The 19,457-nt window shown below is 72.1% G+C and carries 18 protein-coding genes; 16 read left to right on the top strand and 2 right to left on the bottom strand.

Annotated features, from left to right (window positions below):
• Positions 1-249 precede the first annotated feature (249 nt).
• From BLW43_RS03925 to BLW43_RS03935, 3 genes are read left to right on the top strand one after another with little or no spacing between them, the layout of a single operon-like run.
• On the top strand, positions 250-975 hold the full coding sequence (locus tag BLW43_RS03925) for an ABC transporter ATP-binding protein (protein WP_245730913.1): 726 nt from the start codon (positions 250-252) through the stop codon (positions 973-975).
• A complete protein-coding gene (locus tag BLW43_RS03930) occupies positions 968-2,299 on the top strand; it encodes an ABC transporter permease family protein (RefSeq protein WP_093248598.1) in 1,332 nt (443 codons plus the stop codon). Before BLW43_RS03925 ends, BLW43_RS03930 begins: the two co-directional genes overlap by 8 nt.
• Positions 2,300-2,322: 23 nt before the next feature.
• Positions 2,323-3,006, top strand: a complete 684-nt coding sequence (locus BLW43_RS03935; RefSeq protein ID WP_093248600.1) for a copper chaperone PCu(A)C — start codon at positions 2,323-2,325, stop codon at positions 3,004-3,006.
• 73 nt (positions 3,007-3,079) lie between these two features.
• Here BLW43_RS03935 and ubiB read toward each other — a convergent pair whose 3' ends face one another.
• Positions 3,080-4,636, bottom strand: a complete 1,557-nt coding sequence (gene ubiB, locus BLW43_RS03940) for a 2-polyprenylphenol 6-hydroxylase (RefSeq protein ID WP_093248602.1) — start codon at positions 4,634-4,636, stop codon at positions 3,080-3,082.
• Positions 4,636-5,388, bottom strand: a complete 753-nt coding sequence (gene ubiE / locus BLW43_RS03945) for a bifunctional demethylmenaquinone methyltransferase/2-methoxy-6-polyprenyl-1,4-benzoquinol methylase UbiE (protein WP_093248604.1) — start codon at positions 5,386-5,388, stop codon at positions 4,636-4,638. The genes ubiB and ubiE overlap by 1 nt, the downstream gene beginning before the upstream one ends.
• Positions 5,389-5,572: 184 nt before the next feature.
• Between ubiE and mutM the strand changes: the two genes are divergently transcribed.
• From mutM to bamA, 13 genes are all read left to right on the top strand, one after another.
• Entirely contained in the window at positions 5,573-6,424 is an 852-nt protein-coding gene (gene mutM / locus BLW43_RS03950; RefSeq protein WP_093248606.1) for a bifunctional DNA-formamidopyrimidine glycosylase/DNA-(apurinic or apyrimidinic site) lyase, read from the top strand.
• An 85-nt stretch (positions 6,425-6,509) separates the two neighbouring features.
• Positions 6,510-7,286, top strand: coding sequence for an enoyl-CoA hydratase (locus tag BLW43_RS03955; protein ID WP_093248608.1), 777 nt, complete (start codon positions 6,510-6,512; stop codon positions 7,284-7,286).
• A 152-nt stretch (positions 7,287-7,438) separates the two neighbouring features.
• Positions 7,439-7,708, top strand: a complete 270-nt coding sequence (rpsT, locus tag BLW43_RS03960; protein ID WP_093248610.1) for a 30S ribosomal protein S20 — start codon at positions 7,439-7,441, stop codon at positions 7,706-7,708.
• A 349-nt stretch (positions 7,709-8,057) separates the two neighbouring features.
• Complete coding sequence (locus BLW43_RS23880; protein WP_093248613.1) at positions 8,058-8,507, top strand: rhodanese-like domain-containing protein; 450 nt, start codon at positions 8,058-8,060, stop codon at positions 8,505-8,507.
• A 113-nt stretch (positions 8,508-8,620) separates the two neighbouring features.
• Positions 8,621-10,042: a chromosomal replication initiator protein DnaA gene (dnaA, locus tag BLW43_RS03970; RefSeq protein ID WP_093249943.1), complete on the top strand. Its 1,422-nt coding sequence runs from the start codon at positions 8,621-8,623 to the stop codon at positions 10,040-10,042.
• A gap of 95 nt (positions 10,043-10,137) precedes the next feature.
• Entirely contained in the window at positions 10,138-11,220 is a 1,083-nt protein-coding gene (locus tag BLW43_RS03975) for an ABC transporter ATP-binding protein (protein WP_093248616.1), read from the top strand.
• Positions 11,221-11,301: 81 nt separating this feature from the next.
• A complete protein-coding gene (gene pyrH, locus BLW43_RS03980; protein ID WP_245730914.1) occupies positions 11,302-12,048 on the top strand; it encodes a UMP kinase in 747 nt (248 codons plus the stop codon).
• Positions 12,049-12,109: 61 nt separating this feature from the next.
• Positions 12,110-12,667, top strand: coding sequence for a ribosome recycling factor (gene frr / locus BLW43_RS03985; protein WP_093248624.1), 558 nt, complete (start codon positions 12,110-12,112; stop codon positions 12,665-12,667).
• Positions 12,668-12,702: 35 nt separating this feature from the next.
• Entirely contained in the window at positions 12,703-13,461 is a 759-nt protein-coding gene (gene uppS / locus BLW43_RS03990) for a polyprenyl diphosphate synthase (protein WP_093248627.1), read from the top strand.
• Between the two features lie 117 nt (positions 13,462-13,578).
• The gene (locus tag BLW43_RS03995) at positions 13,579-14,418 is read left to right on the top strand and encodes a phosphatidate cytidylyltransferase (protein WP_093248630.1); all 840 of its coding nucleotides are present in this window, start codon (positions 13,579-13,581) and stop codon (positions 14,416-14,418) included.
• The gene (gene dxr / locus BLW43_RS04000; protein WP_425441164.1) at positions 14,415-15,590 is read left to right on the top strand and encodes a 1-deoxy-D-xylulose-5-phosphate reductoisomerase; all 1,176 of its coding nucleotides are present in this window, start codon (positions 14,415-14,417) and stop codon (positions 15,588-15,590) included. Before BLW43_RS03995 ends, dxr begins: the two co-directional genes overlap by 4 nt.
• A 137-nt stretch (positions 15,591-15,727) precedes the next feature.
• Positions 15,728-17,083 (top strand): RIP metalloprotease RseP, encoded by a 1,356-nt coding sequence (gene rseP, locus BLW43_RS04005; protein WP_175478749.1) that lies wholly within the window; start codon positions 15,728-15,730, stop codon positions 17,081-17,083.
• Positions 17,084-17,127: 44 nt separating this feature from the next.
• Positions 17,128-19,446, top strand: a complete 2,319-nt coding sequence (gene bamA / locus BLW43_RS04010) for an outer membrane protein assembly factor BamA (RefSeq protein WP_093248646.1) — start codon at positions 17,128-17,130, stop codon at positions 19,444-19,446.
• Positions 19,447-19,457: the final 11 nt, after the last annotated feature.

Here is a 19,457-nt window from a genome sequence, read left to right on the forward strand (position 1 = left end):
GACGGCGCTTGGCCGGGCCGGTTTCGTGACGGCTGCGTGAAGTTTTCGACGCCGCCGACGCCGCCCCTTCACGTCGCGCCGCCCCGCGGCTAGAGGTCGGGTTACACAATAACAGGGGCTGGACCGGGCTGTGGGGCGAAAGATGATCGGGGATCCTGGCGCGCAGGCGAGGTGCGGACGCGCCTCCGAAGGCGGGTCCGGCGGTTGCGCCCGTGCGACGGGTCGCCTTCGCGGCGGGGCCGCGCGCCCGTGACGGCTCCCGCGCTCAGCGCCCGCGACGTGACGGTGACGGCGGCGGACGGCCGACTGCTTCTGCGTCTGGACCGGCTCGACGTCGCGCCCGGCGCGGCGCTGGGCGTGCGGGGGCCTTCCGGCGCCGGCAAGTCGACGCTGCTGAACGCGCTCGCAGGTCTGCTGCGGCCGGCGACGGGCGCGATCCGCTGGGGCGGGACCGATGTCGCGGCGCTGGGCGAGGCGGCGCGGGATGCTTTCCGCCGTCGCTTCATGGGGCTGATCTTTCAGGACTTCCTGCTGTTCGAGGAGCTCTCGCCGCTCGACAACGCCGCCGTCGGCGCCGCCTTCGCGCCGCGGGCGGAGCGCGCGGCGATCCGCGCCCGCGCCGCCGCGCTGCTCGACCGGCTGGGCGTGGCGGCGGGCGCGCGGGACGTCTCGCGCATGTCGGGCGGCGAGCGCCAGCGCATCGCGGTGGCCCGCGCGCTTTCGGGCGGGCCGCGCGTGATCCTTGCCGATGAGCCGACCGCGAGCCTCGACCGCGCCAACGCCGACCTGCTGATCGCCGACCTGCTGGCGCTGGCGCGCGAGGGCGGCGGCACGGTGATCGCCGTCAGCCACGACCCCGCCGTGACGATGGCGATGGACCGCATCGTGTCGGTGGTAGACGGCGTCGCGCGCGACGGCGACCACGCCGGCGCGGCGGTCGTCGCAGCGCCCGTCGCGGAGCGCGCCCGTGCCTGAAGCGCTCAACGAGCTGTGGTTCGCCCTGCCGGTCAGGGGGCGCGATCTCGCCGTGCTGCTGGCCTGGCTCGCTCCCGCCGCGCTCGCCGGCGCGCTGATCCTGCGCGGGCACCGCGCCGGGCCGCTGGTGGCGGCGCTGCTCTGGCGCTTCCGCTGGTCGAACCTGCTGTTCTCCGGGCTGATCGCCGTCTCCGTGGGGCTTGGCGTCGCGCTGGTGGCGCAGGAGCGCGCGCTCAGGCAGGGCACGGCCAAGGCGGCCGACAAGTTCGACGTGATCCTCGCCGCGCCGGGCGACCAGATCCGGATGCTGCTGGCGGCGGTGTATCTCCAGCCGACCGACGCGCCGCTGCTGCGCGGCGACGTGCTGGCGCGGCTGCAGGCCGACCCGCAGGTCGACCTCGCCGCGCCCATCGCCTTCGGCGACAGCTTCGACGGCGCGCCGGTGGTCGGCTCAACGGCGCAGTTCGTCGAGCATCTCTCCGGCCCGCTCGCCGCGGGGCGGCTTTTCGCCCGCGAGGACGAGGCCGTGGCCGGCGCGCTCGCCTCGGTGGACGTGGGCGACAGCTTCACCCCGGTCCACGGCCACGGGCCAGCCGCCTCCGCGGGCGAGACCCATGACGGCGTCACGATCCGCGTGGTCGGCCGCATGGCGCCCACCGGCAGCCCCTGGGACCGCGCCATCGTCGTCCCGGTCGAGAACGTCTGGACGGTCCACGGCCTCGCCAACGGCCACGCCCCGTCTGCGGGAGACCGTCTCGGCCCGCCCTTCGACCCCGACTATTTCCCCGGCACGCCGGCGTTCCTCGTGCGCGCCGACGAGATCTGGAAGAACTACGCGATCCAGGCCCGCTATGACGGCGAGGGGGTGATGGCGTTCTTCCCCGGTTCGGTGCTGGGGCGGCTGCTCGCGCTGCTCGGCGACATGCGCGAGATGATGTCGCTGATGGCGGTGGCGACGCAGGCGCTGGTGGCGGCGGGCGTTCTCGCCGGGTTGGTGGCGCTGACGCGGCTGTTCTCGCGGCGCTTCGCGCTGCTGCGGGCGCTCGGCGCCCCGCGGCGCTTCGTGTTCGCGGTGGTCTGGAGCTACGCCGCCGCGCTCATCGGCGCCGGCTGCGCCATGGGCCTCGCCTTCGGCTGGATCGCGGCGCAGGTCGTCTCCCGCATCGTCACCGCGCGCACCGACGTGCTGGTGGCGCCCGCGCTCGGTTTCGCCGAGGCGCATCTCGTCGCCGCCTTCTTCAGCCTCGCCACGTTGCTGGCCCTGCTCCCCGCATTCGGCGCCTATCGCCGCGGCGTGGTGGAGGACCTGCGCGCCGCCGCCTGACCCAGCCGCCGAAAGGTTCCGCCATGCTCCGCACCACCATCCTCCTGCGCCTCGCAGCCCTCCCCGTCGCCGCCGTCCTCGCGCTTGCGCCGCCCGCGCAGGCCGATCAGGCGGCCGCACAGGCCTCGGGCGCCGCAGACCACGACCACGACCACGACCATGCGGAGCATGGCGCCGACGACCACGCGGACCACGAGCATGCCGAGCATGGGGACGACGACCATGCGGAGCATGGGGACCACGAGCATGCCGAGCATGGCGGCGACGACCATGCGGAGCATGGCGCGAGCGACGACCATGTGGCCGTCGCGCCCTTCGGCCTGCGCGCGCTCCACCCCTGGACCAACGCCGGCGATGGTCGCGAGGCGCTGGTCTATGTCGAGCTGCAGAACCACGCCGCCGACGGGCTGACGCTGACGGGCGCGCGCTCGCCCGCGGCGGACCACGCCGAGCTTGTCGGCTTCCAGCTCAGGGACGGCGCGCCGGCCCATGTCGCCGTCGGCGCCATGACGCTGGACGCGGGCGGCGACGCGACCCTCGCGCCCTTCGGCCTCGCGATCCGTCTCGAGGGCCTTTCGGAGCCGCGGCATGAAGGCGAGACGCTTCCGGTCACGCTGCTGACCGACCGCGGCGCGCTCGAAATGCTGGTCTCGGTGGAGCGCGCCGGCGCGACCCAGCACAGCCACGCCGGCCACATGCACGACTGAGCCGCCGGGGCCGCCTGCAGGGGCCGCTCGGCCGGCGCCCTGCGGGCGCCTTCCCCGTCGCAGGGCGCAGGCCTCAGCCCAGCACGTTCGCGAGCCAAAGCGCGCCGACGACCGCGCCGCCCCCCGCCGCCCCTGCGCCCACCATGGTCCAGACGCGCGGCCCGGCGTCCTTGATGCGCACCGCGGCGTCCAGTTCCTCGCTGCGGTCGGCGGCGATCACGAACTTCTCGGCGATACCGGGCAGCCGCGGGGCGTAGCGCGCCAGCACCAGCACGGCGTCGCGCACGTCGCGCGCGATGGCCTTGGGGCCGAGATTGTCGCGCATCCAGGTCTCCACCACGGGCTTCGCGGCGGTCCAGATGTTCACCTGCGGGTCGAGGCTGCGCGCGACGCCCTCCACCACGATCATGGTGCGCTGCAGCAGGATCAGCTCCGTGCGGGTGCGCATCCCGAAGCGCTCGGTCACTTCGAACAGATGCGCCAGCAGCCGCGCCATGGAGATGCGGCTGACGTCCTGCCCGAAGATCGGCTCGCCGATGGCGCGCAGGTTCTGCGCGAAGAGCTCCACGTCGCGGTCCGCCGGGACGTAGCCGGCCTCGAAATGCACCTCGGCGATGCGGCGGTAGTCGCGGCTGAGGAAGCCGTAGAGGATCTCGGCGTAGGTGCGCCGGGTCAGCGGATCGATGCGGCCCATGATGCCGAAGTCGAGCGCGAGAATCGCCCCGTCGGGCCGCACCTTGAGGTTGCCCTGGTGCATGTCGGCGTGGAAGAAGCCGTCGCTCAGCGCGTGCTTGAGGAAGGTCTGGATGATCTTCTCGGCCAGCCGCGGCAGGTTGACGCCCAGCTTCTCCAGCGCCTCCGGGTCGCCCATCGGCGCGCCCTCGACCCATTCCATCGTCATCACGCGCCGGGCCGAGAGGTCCCAGGTGATGGCGGGCACCACGAACATCGGGTCGTCGGCGGTGTTGTCGCGGAACTCCGAGGACGAGGACGCCTCCAGCCGCAGGTCCATCTCCGCCGAGACCACGCCGTTGAAATGGTCCACCACCGCCGTCGGCCGCAGGCGGCGGGTGGAGGGCAGCAGCAGCTCCAACGTGCGGGCGATGAAGTAGAAAGCGCTGATGTCCTTGCGGAACTGGCGCTCGACTCCGGGCCGCAGCACCTTCACCGCCACCTTCCTGCCGGTCAGCCGCTCAACGGCGGGGTGCACCTGCGCGATGGAGGCCGCGGCCACCGGCGGCTCGAACACCGAGAACATCTCGTCGACCGGGCGGCCCAGCTCGCTCTCGATCGTGGCGCGCGCCTGCTCGACCGGGAAGGGGGCGAGCCGGTCCTGCAGCACCCGCAGCTCGCGGGCGATGTCGCGGCCCACCACGTCGGGCCGCGTGCTCATGAGCTGGCCGAACTTGATGTAGGCCGGGCCGAGGGCGGCGATGGCGCGCGGCAGCGCCGGCATCTCCGGGTCGCCCTTCAGGCCGAAAGGGGCGATGGGAAACGTGACGACGCGCAGCACGGCATGGAAATAGGGCGGCGGGTCGAAGGCCCGCAGCACCCGCGCCAGCGCGCCGGTGCGCGCGAAGGTCGCGCCGACGCGGGCCAGCCGCCACAGGTTCGCAGGCGTCTGGAACATCAGATGCGCCAGCCCGAATGGATCGCCGCGACCCCGAGCGTCAGGTTGCGATAGCTCGCGCGCGAAAATCCGGCTTCGGCGATCATGCCCCGGAACGTCTCCTGATCGGGGAAGCGCCGAATCGATTCCACGAGATACCTGTAGCTGTCGCGATCCCCCGTCACCGCCTGCCCGAGCGCGGGGATCACGTTGAAGCTGTAGAGGTCGTAGGCCTGCGCCAGCAGCGGCTGCGGCACGCGGGAGAACTCAAGGCAGATGAAGCGCCCGCCGGGCCTCAGCACGCGCCAGGCCTCCGCCAGCGCGTCCTGCACCCGCGTCACGTTCCGGATGCCGAAGGCGATCGTGTAGGCGTCGAAGCTGCGATCGGGGAATGGCAGCGCCATCGCGTCGCCGCAGACCCACTCGACGCCGTCGATGCGGTCCTTCTCCGCCCGCGCGCGGCCCTCCGCCAGCATCGCCTCGGTCATGTCGCAGACGACGACCTCGCCGGCCCCCTTCAGGCGGCGCTGGAAGCGGAAGGCGATGTCGCCGGTGCCGCCGGCGACGTCGAGCAGCTTCATGCCGGGCCGCGGCGCGAGCCAGTCGAGCGCGGCCTCCTTCCAGACGCGGTGGATGCGCGCGCTCATCAGGTCGTTCATCAGGTCGTAGCGCGCCGCCACGGAGGTGAACACGCCATGCACGCGCCCGGCCTTCTCGCCCTCCGGCACGGTCTGATAGCCGAAATGGGTGGTGGGCTGGTCGTCTTCGGCCATGGCGCGCGTCGTTCCTTGGTTGTGTCGGGCCTCTGGCGTGTCGGGCCTCTGGCGTGTCGGGGCGGAAGCTAGCGCGGCGGCGGCGAAAGGACCATGTTGCGCGGCGTGACGAATGGACCGTCCGCGCCGGGCGCCGAATGCGGCCTGTCCGCGGCGCCCGCGCTTTCCGAAAGGCCGAGAGCGAATGCCCGAACTCCCCGAGGTCGAGACCGTGCGCCGCGGGCTCGCGCCGGTCATGGAGGGCCGCCGCCTCGCCCGCGTCGAGCAGAACCGCCCTGACCTGCGCTGGCCGCTGCCCGACGCCTTCGCCGCGCGGCTGACGGGGCGCAGGGTGCTGCGCCTCGGCCGGCGCTCGAAATATCTGCTCGCGGAACTCGACGGCGACGAGACGCTGATCGTGCATCTGGGCATGTCGGGTCGGATGCTGGTCGAGGCGGAGACGGTCGGCGATTTCGCGCACGCCGCCGGGCGGCTGCCGGCGCATGACCATGTGGTTTTCCACATCGAGGGCGGGCCGCGGATCGCCTTCAACGACGCGCGGCGCTTCGGCGCGATGGACCTGTGGCCGACCGCGGCGCTGGAGAGCCACCGGCTGCTGGCCGCGCTCGGCCCCGAGCCGCTGTCGAACGCCTTCCACGAGGCGCATCTCGCCGCGCGGCTCGCGGGGCGGCGGACGCCGATAAAGGCGGCGCTGCTCGACCAGCGAATCGTCGCCGGGCTCGGCAACATATATGTCTGCGAGGCGCTGCACCGCGCGCAGGTCGCGCCGGCGCGGCTGGCGGGGTCGCTGAGCCGTCCGCGCGTCGCGCGCCTGGCCGCCGCGATCCGCGAGACGCTGACGGCCGCGATCGAGGCCGGCGGCTCGTCCCTGCGCGATTTTCGCCATGCGGACGGAGAGCTGGGCTACTTCCAGCACGCCTTCCGCGTCTATGGCCGCGAGGGCGGGCCCTGCCTGCGGGAGGGCTGCGGCGGCGTCGTCGGCCGGCTCGTGCAGAGCGCGCGGTCGTCCTTCTGGTGCCCTCGCTGCCAGCGGTGAACCGGTTCTCGCGTTAACACGGCGCTTGATCGGCGGCGCCGCGTTGCGATAGTGCCGCCCGGCCCATCCATCGGAGACCGCCGCAATGGCTTACGAGACGATCATCGTCGAGACCCGGGACCATGTCGGGCTGATCCGCCTCAACCGGCCCGAGGCGCTGAACGCGCTGAACGCCCAACTGGTCGAGGAGCTCGGCGAGGCGCTGGCGCGCTTCGACGCCGACGACGCCATCGGCGCCATCGTGCTGACCGGCTCCGAGAAGGCGTTCGCCGCCGGGGCCGACATCAAGGAGATGCAGGGCAAGAGCTTCGTGGAGGCGTTCCGCGAGGACTTCATCACCCGCAACTGGGAGGCCGCGGCCCGCACCCGCAAGCCGGTGATCGCCGCTGTGGCCGGCTACGCGCTCGGCGGCGGCTGCGAGCTGGCGATGATGTGCGACTTCATCCTGTGCGCCGACAACGCGAAGTTCGGCCAGCCCGAGATCAACCTCGGCGTGATGCCCGGCGCCGGCGGCACGCAGCGGCTCACGCGATTCGTCGGCAAGTCGAAGGCGATGGAGATGAACCTGACGGGGCGGTTCATGGACGCGGCCGAGGCCGAGCGCTCCGGGCTCGTCAGCCGCGTGGTGCCGGCCGACAGCCTCGTGGACGAGGCGTTGGCGACGGCGGCCAAGATCGCCGAGAAGTCGCTGCTCGCGGTGATGGCGACGAAGGAGGCGGTGAACCGCGCCTACGAGACGACGCTGAGCGAGGGCGTGCGATTCGAGCGCCGCATGTTCCACGCGCTCTTCGCCACCGAGGACCAGAAGGAAGGCATGGAGGCCTTCATCGACAAGCGCCAGCCGCAGTTCAAGGACCGCTGAGGCGCGGGAACGCCCCCCGCCCGGATCCCGGCCCGGCCCGGCAATGGGCGTTGACATCGGCGGGTCGGGGAGCGTATCAGCGCGCTTCGCACGGAACCTAAGGTTCGCGCGGCGCTTGCACTCTGCGCCGGCGACGAGATTACGGGAAGACGATGGCCAACACGCCGCAATCCGAGAAGCGCATCCGGCAGACCGCGAAGCGCACCGCCGTCAACACGGCGCGCCGCTCGCGCATCCGCACCTTCATCCGCAAGGTGGAGGAGGCGATTCTGGCCGGCGACCCCGCCGCCGCGCGCACCGCGCTGCAGACCGCGCAGCCCGAGATCATGCGCGGGGCGTCCAGGGGCGTCCTCCACGCCAACACCGCCGCGCGCAAGATATCGCGGCTGGCGCACCGCGTGAAGGTGATGCAGCCGGTCTGACCGGCACTCCGCAGCTTCACCGGCCCTCGACAGAGCCCGCCGCTCGCAGCGGCGGGCTCTGTCGTCTCTGCGTCACCTGATCGCCGCAATTGGTCGCGGGCAGGCGCCTTCCAAATTGTTGCCTCTTGTCGCGGCGGCGGAGTATCCTGCCGGGGATCGGGCGAGCGGTTTGGCCTTCAAGTGACTCCCAAGTAGTTTTCTATTTCTGTTCAGTACTTTCGCCTGTCAACCAAGTAATTTTGAATGAATCCGCCTGTTCATGGCTGGTTCCAGTTGCGACCGGCTTCGTCGCGGGCATACCCTTTCGGCGGCGACTCAAGCGCGCCAAGCATGACAGAGAGGTGACGACATGGCGGCTCCGTCGGCTGGGGAGATCGGCCTCGTCACGCCTGACGAGGCGTGGCGGATGGCGTTGTCCGGCGAAGACGCCCTCATCGTCGATGTGCGCAGCCGAGCGGAATGGACCTTCGTGGGCGCGCCGGACCTCGGCGACGCTGGTGCGTCGATCGCCTTCGTGGAATGGACGCAGTTCCCGGGCGGTGCGCCGAACCCCGCCTTCGTCGAGACCGTCGAACGCGCGGCTGCGGAGGCCGGCTGTTCTCGAATCCTCTTTCTCTGCCGCTCCGGCGCGCGCTCCGACGCCGCGGCCCGGACCATGCAGGCGCGATTCGCCGAGACGGGCCGCGCCGTCGCCTGCTTCAACGTGGCCGAGGGATTCGAGGGCGATCTCGACGCCGACGGCCGCCGTGGGCGGCGCAGCGGCTGGAAGGCCCGCGGCCTTCCCTGGAGGCAGTCTTGAGCGCGGGCGGGGTCGCGTCCGGCGACGGGGCCGCCGAACCCTCCCGCCCGGCGCGCGTCGCCCCCCGCGACGGCGTCGCCGCGCTGCGCGGCGCGGCGGCGCCCGCGCCCGGCGTGCTCAAGGGGGCGCATGTCGGCGACGAGCCCGGAGTCGCCTGGCGCACCGCCTGCGACAGCCTGCGGGCCAAACTCAGCCCCGCCGCCCATGCGCGCTGGGTGACGCCGCTGCGGCTCGTGGCGGTGGAGGACGGCGTTGCGCGGATCAGCGCGCCGACGCGCTTCATCGCCGACTATGTCACCCGCACCTACGCCGACCACATCGCGGTCGCCCTGCGCGCCGCGAGGATGCCGATCGAACGCGTGGCGGTCGCCGCGGCGCGAGACGCGGACCTTGCGCCGGCGCCGGCCGGGGCCTCGCCAGACGCCGCGCCCGACGCCTTCCCCGAGGCGCCCGGCTCCGCGCAGGGCGGGCGTCGCGAGACCGGCGGGCAGGATCCGGCCTCGGCGCCGCTCGACGGACGCTTCACCTTCGACAGCTTCGTGGTCGGCAAGCCCAACGAGCTGGCCCACGCCGCCGCCCGGCGCGTGGCGGAGGGCGACGCGGTCGCCTACAATCCGGTATTTCTCCATGGCGGCGTCGGCCTGGGCAAGACGCACCTGATGCACGCCATCGGCTGGCGCCTGTGCGAGCTGCATCCGCGCAAGAAGGTGCTGTACCTCTCCGCCGAGCAGTTCATGTACCGCTTCATCCAGGCGCTGCGGAGCAAGGACACGATCGGCTTCAAGCAGGCGTTCCGCTCGGTCGACGTGCTGATGGTCGACGACGTCCAGTTCATCGCCGGCAAGGACGGCACGCAGGAGGAATTCTTCCACACCTTCAACGCGCTGATCGACGCCGGCAAGCAGATCGTGATCTCCGCCGACCGTGCGCCGGGGGAGATCGACGGGCTGGAGGAGCGCATCCGCTCGCGGCTGCAATGGGGGCTGGTCGCGGACATCCACCCGACCACCTACGAGCTGCGCCTCGGCATCCTGCAATCCAAGGCCGAGGCCGCCTGCGCGGCCCATCCGGGCCTGACCGTCGACCACAAGGTGCTGACCTTCCTCGCCCACCGCATCGCCTCGAACGTGCGGGTTCTGGAGGGGGCGCTGACGCGGCTGGTGGCGTTCTCCACGCTGGTCGGCAGACCGATCACGCTCGACGTCGCGAACGAGTGCCTCGCCGACCTCCTGAAGCAGCACGACCGCAAGATCACCATCGAGGAGATCATGCGCAAGGTGGCCGACCACTACTGCCTGCGCCTCTCCGACATGACGTCGGCCCGGCGCGCCCGCGCCGTGGCGCGGCCGCGCCAGGTGGCGATGTATCTCTCCAAGACGCTGACCTCGAAATCCCTGCCTGAGATCGGCCGCCGCTTCGGCGGGCGCGACCACACCACCGTCATGCACGCCGTGCGGAAGGTGGAGCAGCTCGCCGAGAGCGACGCCCAGATCGCCGAGGACGTCGAGCTCCTGCGCCGCATGCTCGAAGCCTGAGCCGACCGCCTCCGTCCGCCGCAACGCCCTCCGCCCCGGTTCACGCGACAGCCGCCGCGCCGTAAAGCGGGGCGGGCGGCAAGGGGGATTGGCTGATGAGCGTGCGGATCGAGGGCGCGGTGAAGCGATTCGGGGCGGAGACGGCGGTGGACGGCGTCAGCCTCGACCTGCCGCAGGGCGCATTCCTCGTCGTGGTGGGGCCGTCGGGCTGCGGCAAGTCCACGCTCCTGCGGCTGGTTGCGGGGCTGGAGACGCTGGACGACGGCGCCATCGCGCTCGACGGCCGCGCGGTGGCGGGCCCGGGCCTGCATGTCGCCCCCGAGTCGCGGCGCGTCGGGGTCGTGTTCCAGTCCTACGCGCTGTGGCCGCACATGAGCGTCGCGCGCAACGTCGCCTTTCCCGTGGAGGCCGCCGGCGCCTCGCGCCGCGCGGCGCTGGAGGAGGCGATGGGCCACCTGCGCAGCGTGTCGATGGAGGCCTTCGCCGACCGCGCGCCAGCCGCGCTCTCGGGCGGCCAGCGCCAGCGCGCCGCGCTCGCGCGCTGCCTCGCCAGCCGCGCCGGCACGGTGCTGATGGACGAGCCGCTCGCCAATCTCGACCCGCACCTGCGCGCGGCGATGGAGGAGGAGCTGGCAGCCTTCCACGCGCGCGCCGGCGTCACCACGCTCTACATCACCCATGACCAGCGCGAGGCGATGGCGCTCGGCGACGTCGTCGCCGTGATGGGGCGGGGGCGCTTCCTCCAGGTCGCGCCGCCGGAGGACGTCTACGCCCGGCCGGCCTCGGAGGAGGTGGCCCGCTTCATCGGCCGCGCGGCGGTGCTCGACGCGACCATCGAGCGCGTCGAGGGCGCGACGGCGCTGGCGCGCGCCGGCAGGCCGGCGGCGGCTGCATCCGGCCCGGTCCGGATGCGCTGCGCCGAGGGGACGCAGGCGGGGCCGTCGCGCATCGTCCTGCGCCCGGAGGACGCCGCGATCGACGCCGAAGGCCCGCTGCGCGGCGTCGTGGGGCAGGCGCTCTACCGCGGCGGCGCCTGGGAGGCGACGGTCGAGGTCTCCGGCCTTGGCGCGATTCCCGTCGTCTCGCGCAACAGGCTGCGCGCGCGCGACGCGGTCGGCCTCAGGTTGCTCGGCGGCTGGGCGCTGCCGGGTCGAAAACAAGGCGGCGCCCATGTTTAGGGCGGGAACGCCTTGCCAATCCGCGCCGGTGCGGTAGGACAGGCGCGCCCAGACGCCGGTTCCCGCAGGAGTGCGCCGCCCATGCCGCCAGCCGACCCCCCGGCCGAGACGCCAGCCGCGCCGATGTATCCCCGCGTCCTGCTCAAGATCTCCGGCGAGGCGCTGATGGGCGACCAGGGGTTCGGCCTGCACCCCCCGACCGTGCGGCGCATCGCCGAGGAGGTGAAGCAGGTGCATGACCTCGGGGTGCAGATCTGCCTCGTGATCGGCGGCGGCAACATCTTCCGCGGCCTTTCCGGCGCCGCCCACGGCATGGAGCGGGCGACGGCCGACTACATGGGAATGCTCGCGACCGTGATGAACGCGCTGGGCATGCAGGGCGCGCTCGAGGGCCTCGGCATCTTCACCCGCGTCATCTCCGCCATCCCGATGGACCAGGTCTGCGAGCCCTACATCCGCCGCCGCGCGATCCGCCACCTGGAGAAGGGGCGAGTCTGCGTCTTCGCCGCCGGCACCGGCAACCCCTACTTCACCACCGACACCGCCGCGACGCTGCGCGCGATGGAGATGGGCTGCGGCGCCATCTTCAAGGGCACCCAGGTCGACGGCATCTACGACAGCGACCCCAAGACCAACCCCGACGCCACGCGCTACGCCTCGGTCAGCTACGACGAGGTGTTGCAGCGCAACCTCAGAGTGATGGACGCATCGGCGATTGCGCTCGCGCGCGACAACAAACTGCCGATCATCGTCTACTCTCTGCGCGAATCCGGGGCCTTCGCGAAAGTCTTGAGGGGTGAAGGAAAATTCACCATTGTCCATCCATAACCGTGGGCGGCGCGCCGAGGCGCGCCGTGGCGGACGCCCAGCGAAGAAGGCGACCTGATCCATGTCAGACGATTTCGACCCAGATCTCGACGATATCGAGAAGCGCATGACCGGCGCGCTGGCCTCGCTGCGCTCCGAATTCGCCAGCCTGCGGACCGGCCGCGCCTCCGCCTCGATGCTCGACCCCATCACCGTCGACGCCTACGGCCAGCAGACCCCGATCAACCAGCTCGGCACCATCAACGTGCCCGAGCCGCGCATGGTCTCGATCAACATCTGGGACAAGGCGATGGTGGGCAAGGTGGAGAAGGCGATCCGCTCTTCCGGCCTCGGCATCAACCCCGTCGTGGACGGCACCATCCTGCGCCTGCCCATTCCCGAGTTGAACGAGGAACGCCGCCGCGAACTCGCCAAGGTTGCAGGGCAGTACGCCGAACATGCCCGAGTGGCCGTGCGCAATGTGCGGCGCGACGGGATGGACACGGTGAAGCGCGCCGACGGCCTGTCGGAGGACGACCGCAAGATGTGGAACGACGAGATCCAGGCGCTCACCGATTCGGCCATCAGGAAGATCGATGAGGCGCTCGAGAGCAAGCAGCAAGAGATCATGCAGGTCTGAGACGCGCCCTCAGCCAGCACCCGGAGAAAGCGCTCATGCCTGACGGCGCCGCGTCATCCACCGTCATTCCCGCAGCTTGCGCCGCCGGCGTGCGGAGCGGTCGGCACGTCGCCATCATCATGGACGGCAACGGTCGCTGGGCGCAGCGCCGCGGGCTTCCCCGGCTCGCCGGGCACCGCGCGGGGCTGGAGGCCGTGCGCCGCATCGTGGAGCTGTGCCCCGAGTTCGGCATCGACACGCTGACGCTGTTCGCCTTCTCCACCGAGAACTGGCGGCGCCCGCCCGAGGAGGTCCGCGGCCTGATGGCGCTGTTTCGGCGCTATCTGCGCAAGGAGGCCGCCGAGCTCGCCGACAAGGGCGTGCGCGTGCGCTTCATCGGCGACCGCACCCAGCTCGACATCGACATCCAGCAGCTCATGGCCGGGCTGGAGGCGCGCACCGCCGACTGCCGGCGCTACGATCTGGTGCTGGCGGTGAACTATGGCGGCCGGGCGGAGATCGCCGCCGCGGCCCGCAGGCTCGCGCGCGAGGTGGCCGAGGGGCTGCGCAGTCCCGACACCATCGACGAGGCCGCGATCTCGGGCGGAATGCAGATCGCCGACCTTCCCGACCCCGACCTCGTGATCCGGACCAGCGGCGAGCAGCGCATCTCCAACTTCCTGCTCTGGCAGTGCGCCTACGCCGAGTTCGTGTTCGCCGAAGAGTGCTGGCCGGACTTCGACCGCGACGCGCTGGAGCGCGCGATGCGGGCCTTCGGCGCGCGCGAGCGGCGTTTCGGCGCCGTCGTCGGCTGAGCGCCGTCCCGAAAGGCCAGCAAGGTGAGCCCTGACAGGTGAGGCCAGTCCCGACAGAGCGGCGCGGCCCCGGCGGCGCAGGCGCGGCGTCGTGAGCGCGCCCGCGCGCGAGGCGTCGTGAGCCGCGCCGAGGCGCTCGCCGCCGCCTTCGCGGCGATGAAGGATCTGCGCGCCCGCACGCTGACGGCGGCCGCGATGATCGTCGTCGCGGTCGTTCCCATCGCGATGGGCGGGTTCTGGGCGACCGCCTTCATCGCCGCCGTCGCGGCCCTGATGGGGTGGGAGTATCGCCGGCTGACCGCCGCCGCCGCCGGCCCGCGGGACCATGCGCTCTACGCCGCCAGCTTCGCCGGCGCGGCCGTCTGCGCCGGCGAGGGCGCGCCGTGGACGGCCGCGGCGCTGCTTCTGGCCGCAGGCTCCGGCTTCGCCGCGCGGGACGTCGCCGCGCGCAGGGCGCCGGGCTGGCCTGTGGCGGGCGCGCTGCTGCCCGGCGCCGCCGCGGCCGCCTTCGCCGCCCTGCGCGCCCTGGAGGGCGACGGGCTGAACGCCGTGCTCTGGGTCGCGGTGATCGTCGCCGCGACCGACACGGGCGCCTTCTTCGCCGGCCGGCTCATCGGCGGGCCTAAGCTCTGGCCGGCGGTGAGCCCGAAGAAGACCTGGGCCGGCCTCGGCGGCGGCGTCGCCTTCGCGGCCCTTGCTGGACTGCTGTTCTCCGGGCTCACCACCGGCACCTTCGCCGAGGAGGTCTGCACCGTCTCCGCGATCGCGGCCTTCGTCGCTCAGGGGGGCGATCTCGCCGAATCGGCCTTGAAGCGGCGCTTCGGCGCGAAGGACAGCGGGACCCTTTTTCCCGGTCATGGCGGCGCCCTCGATCGGCTGGACGGTTTCGTCGCGGTGACACTGGTCGCCGCCGCCGTCACATTCGCACGGGGAGGAGCGCCGGTGTTCAGATGGTGAGACGGGTCACGATCCTGGGGTCCACGGGCTCCATCGGCCGCAGCACGCTAGAGGCGCTGGACTGGCTCGGCGGGCGCGAGGCCTTCGCCGTGGAGGCGCTCACCGGCGCGTCCAACGTCGCGCTGCTGGCCGAGCAGGCGCGGCGCTGCGGCGCCAGGCTCGCCGTCACGGCGGACCCCGCGCGCCTGCCCGAACTGCGCGCGGCGCTCTCCGGCTCCGGCGTCGAGACCGCGGCGGGGCCGCAGGCGGTGATCGAGGCGGCCGCGCGCCCTGCCGAGTGGGTCATGGCGGCCATCGTGGGCGCCGCGGGCCTCGCGCCGACGCTGGAGGCCGCGCGCCGCGGCGCCGTCGTCGCGCTCGCCAACAAGGAATGCCTTGTCTGCGCCGGGCCGCTCTTTCTCGCCGCCGTCGCCGAGGGCGCCGCCACGCTGATCCCCGTCGACAGCGAGCACAGCGCGATCTTCCAGGTGCTCGACGCGCGCGCCGCGCCGGAGCGCATCATCCTGACGGCCAGCGGCGGCCCGTTCCGCGACTGGACGCTGGAGCGCATGGCCGCCGTGACGCCCGCGCGCGCCGTGCAGCACCCAAACTGGAGCATGGGCGCCAAGATCTCCATCGACAGCGCGACCATGTTCAACAAGGCGCTCGAGATGATCGAGGCGCGCTGGCTGTTCCGGGCCGAGCCCGACCAGATCGAGGTGATCGTCCATCCGCAGTCGATCATCCATTCCATGGTGGGCTACGCCGACGGCGCGGTTCTGGCGCAACTCGGCCCGCCGGACATGCGCGGCGCCATCGCCTATGCGCTGAGCTGGCCGGGCAGGGCGCCCACGCCGATGGAGCGGCTCGACTTCGCGGCGCTGTCGCGGCTCGATTTCCACGCGCCCGACCCCGAGCGCTTCCCAGCCCTGCGGCTGGCGCGCGCGGCGCTGGAGCGCGGCGGCGGCGCAGGCTGCGTGCTGAACGCGGCGAAAGAGACGGCGCTGGAGGCCTTCATGGCCGACCGCATCGGATTTCTCGACATGGCGCGCGTGGTGGAGGCGGCGCTGGAGCGGCTCGACGGCGCCCCCGCGCCGGCCGCGCTCGACGACGTGTTCGCGCTCGACGCCGAGACCCGCGCGATGGCGGCGGAGCTCTGCGCCGAGCGCGCGCCGGTCGCGGCCCGGGCCTAGCCGGCGCCGCCCGGGGCGGTTGGCGGCGGTCGACTTGACGCCGCGCGGCGCCCATGTTCACGCGGGCTCCCGGTCGTCCGCCGGTGGCGCAAGCCGCGCCGGCGTGCGAAAAGTGGATGGATGCTTTCGGAGGTGACATGGATCTGTTGACGCAACTGCCGGTGATCGGGCCGACCCTGTCGGTGATCGTCCCGTTCCTGCTGGTGCTCGCGATCGTCGTCTTCGTCCACGAATACGGGCATTATATCGTCGGCCGCTGGTGCGGCATCGGGGCCGACGCCTTCTCGGTGGGCTTCGGGCCGGAGATCTATGGCTGGACAGACAGTCGCGGCACGCGCTGGCGCATCGGCGCGCTGCCGCTCGGCGGCTATGTCAAGTTCCGGGGAGACGCCGACCCGGCCTCCGCGTCGGCGGATGACGCCGCGATCTCGCGAATGACCCCCGAGGAGCGCGCCGGCGGGTTTCACACCGCCAGCGTCGAGCGACGGGCGCTCACCGTTCTGGCTGGGCCCGTGGCGAACTTCCTGCTCAGCGTCGCGATCTTCGCGCTGATGGCGCTGGGGCAGGGGCGGCCGCTCAGCGAGCCGGTGATCGGCGGCCTCTCCGACGACGTGAACCCCGAATTCAGCGCCGCCCTGGAGCCTGGCGACCGCGTGCTGAGGATCGACGGCGAGCCGGTCGCGGACTTCGCCGCCATCCAGGCGCGCCTCGCCGAGGCGGACGGCGCCGGCGACGTCGCGCTCGACATCGCGCGCAACGGCGAGGAGCGTCGGGTGGTCGCACCCTGGCGCGCGCCCGCGCGCGTCGACGCCGTCACGCCCGGCGGCGCGGCCGACCGCGCCGGGCTGGAGGCGGGCGACGTGATCCTGGCGGTGAACGGCGAGCCGGTGGACGGTTTCTCCGCGCTCCAGAAGGCGACGCGCGCCTCCGGCGGCGAGACCATGCGCCTCACGGTCCTGCGCGGCGGCGAGACGGTCGACGTGGATGCGACGCCGGAGATGAGCGCGGCGACCGATCCGCTGACGGGCGAGACCGAGACGCGCCCGCTGCTCGGGATCCAGAAGCTCCAGACCGAGATCGCGCCGCTCACCGAGACCGCCGGGCCGTTCGGCGCGCTGGTCTTCGGCGCGGAGCGGACGTGGATGGTGGTGTCGCTGTCGATCTCCGGCATCGCGCAGGTCGTCAGCGGCGCGCAGGACGCCGCCGAGGTGCTGGGCGGGCCGGTGCGCATCGCAGAGGTCTCCGGCGACGCCGCCGCGGGCGGGCTCGCGAGCTTCGTCGGGCTGATCGCGGTGCTCTCCACCTCGATCGGCCTGATCAACCTCTTTCCGATCCCGGTTCTCGACGGCGGGCACCTGATGTTCTACGCCATCGAGAAGGCGCGGGGCAGACCGCTCCGGCCGCGCTGGCAGGAGATCGGCAACAGCATCGGGCTGGCGCTCGTGCTCAGCCTGATGGCCTTCGCGACGTTCAACGACCTGTCCCGTCTCTGACCGGAGCGGCGACGACAGACACCCGGCCGACCACTGGAGCACCGATGACCGTCGACATTCTCGTACGCCCGCTCCGCGTCCTGCTCGCAGCCTGCGCGCTTGCGGCCGCGACCGCGGCGCCGGCGCTTCTCGCGCCCTCGGCCGCCGTCGCGCAGTCGGCCGGCGTCGTGCGGGACATCGTGGTTCTGGGCTCGCGGCGCATCGAGCCGGCGACCATCGCCTCCTATCTCACCATCGGCGTCGGCGATCCGATCGAGGACGCGGCGCTCAACGCCTCGGTGCGGCGGCTGTTCGACACCGGCCTGTTCAGCGACGCGTCGATCGCGGTGGACGGCGGCCAGCTCATCGTCCGCGTGACCGAAAACCCGACGATCAACCGCGTCGCGTTTGAGGGCAACGACAGCATCACCGACGAGATCCTGCTCTCCAGCATCTCGACCCGGCCGCGCCGCGCCTACACGCGCGCCCGCGCCGAGGCGGACGCTCAGGTTGTCACGGAGCTCTACCGCCGCGCCGGGCGCTACGGCACCTCGATCGAGCCGGTTCTGATCGAGCAGCCGGACAACCGCGTGGACCTCGTGTTCGAGATCGACGAGAGCAGCGTCACCGGCGTCAACGCGATCACCTTCGTCGGCAACGAGGCGTTCTCCGACCGCCGCCTGCGCCGGGTGATCGAGACGACCGAGAGCGGGATCTTCTCCTTTGCGCTGACCTCCGACATCTACGATCCCGACCGGCTGGAGTTCGACCGCGAGCTGCTGCGCCAGTTCTATCTCTCGCGCGGCTACGCCGACTTCACGGTGCTGTCGGCGATCGCCGAGCTGGCGCCGGACCGCGAGGGCTTCTTCATCACCTTCACGGTCAGCGAGGGGCCGGTCTACACGTTCGGCGAGCAGTCCGTCGTCGTCAGCGCGCCCGGGCTCGACCCCGCCGAGTTCGAGGCGCTCATCGGCGCCGCGCCGGGCGACACCTACGACAGCGAAGTGGTCGAGCGCACCATCGACCGCATGATCTTCCTCGCCGGCCAGCAGGGTTTCGCCTTCGTGGACGTGCGCCCCCGCGCAACCCGCAACCCCGAGACGCTGACGATCGACATCGCCTATGAGTTGGTGGAAGGCGCCCGCGTCTATGTCGAACGCATCGACATCGAGGGCAACGCGCGCACGCTCGACCGGGTGATCCGCCGCCAGTTCGACCTCGTGGAGGGCGACGCGTTCAATTCGCGCGAGGTCGACGCGGCGCGCCGGCGCATCCGCGGTCTGGGCTTCTTTTCGCGGGTGGACGTCGCGACGCGACGCGGCGACAGCGAGGATCGCGCCAGCATCCTCGTCGATGTCGAGGAGCAGTCGACCGGCTCGCTGACCTTCGGCCTGGGCTTCTCCACCGCCGACGGCCCGGTCGGCGAGATCAGCATCACCGAGCGCAATTTCCTAGGCCGCGGCCAGTTCGTGCGCGCGCGGCTCCAGGTCGCGGGCGACTTCCAGGTCTACGACTTCGCCTTCCGCGAGCCGGCCTTCCTCGACCGCGATCTCGAGGCCGGCTTCGACGTGTTCCTGCGGCAGGAGGACCGCTCCGACGAGAGCTCCTTCGAGGAGACCAACATCGGCTTCATCCCGCGGATGGAGTTCCCGGTTTCCGAGAACGCCCGCCTCGGCCTGAGCTACACCTTCGCGTCGGACGAGATCCGCGACGTGCGCGACGACGCCTCGGATTTCATCAAGGCCGACGAGGGCACTGCGATCACCTCCGCGGTCGGCTACGTCTACACCTACGACCTGCGGAACGACACGCTGGAGCCGACCGCCGGCTTTCTGGCGTCCTTCGGACAGGATTTCGCGGGCGTCGGCGGCGACACGCAGTATGTCCGCACCACGGCGCGGGCTCGCGCCTACACGAGCTTCTTCGGCGAGGACGTGGTGGGCAGCTTCGAGGTCGAGGGCGGAAACATCACGACCTTCGGCGACGACATCCGCATCACCGACCGATTCTTCCTCGGCGGGGACCGGTTCCGCGGCTTCGAGAGTTCGGGCATAGGTCCGCGCGACCGGACGACCGACGACGCGCTCGGCGGCAACAATTTCGCCATCGCGCGGACCGAAGTCACCTTCCCGCTCGGCCTGCCGGATTCGCTTGGCGTCTCGGGGGGCGTCTTCGCCGATGTCGGCACGCTCTGGGGGCTCGACACCAACAACCGCGGTGGCGTGACCGTGGACGACGACCCCAGCCTGCGCGCCTCCGTCGGCGCCAGCCTGTTCTGGGACTCCGGCTTCGGCCCGCTGCGCGTGAACTTCGCCTTTCCCATCGTCAAAGAGGACGGCGACAAGGATGAGTTCTTCCGCCTCACTGCCGGTACGCGCTTCTGAGGTCCGGCGGC

The organism is Rubrimonas cliftonensis (assembly GCF_900107585.1).
Classification (GTDB): Bacteria; Pseudomonadota; Alphaproteobacteria; order Rhodobacterales; family Rhodobacteraceae; genus Rubrimonas; species Rubrimonas cliftonensis.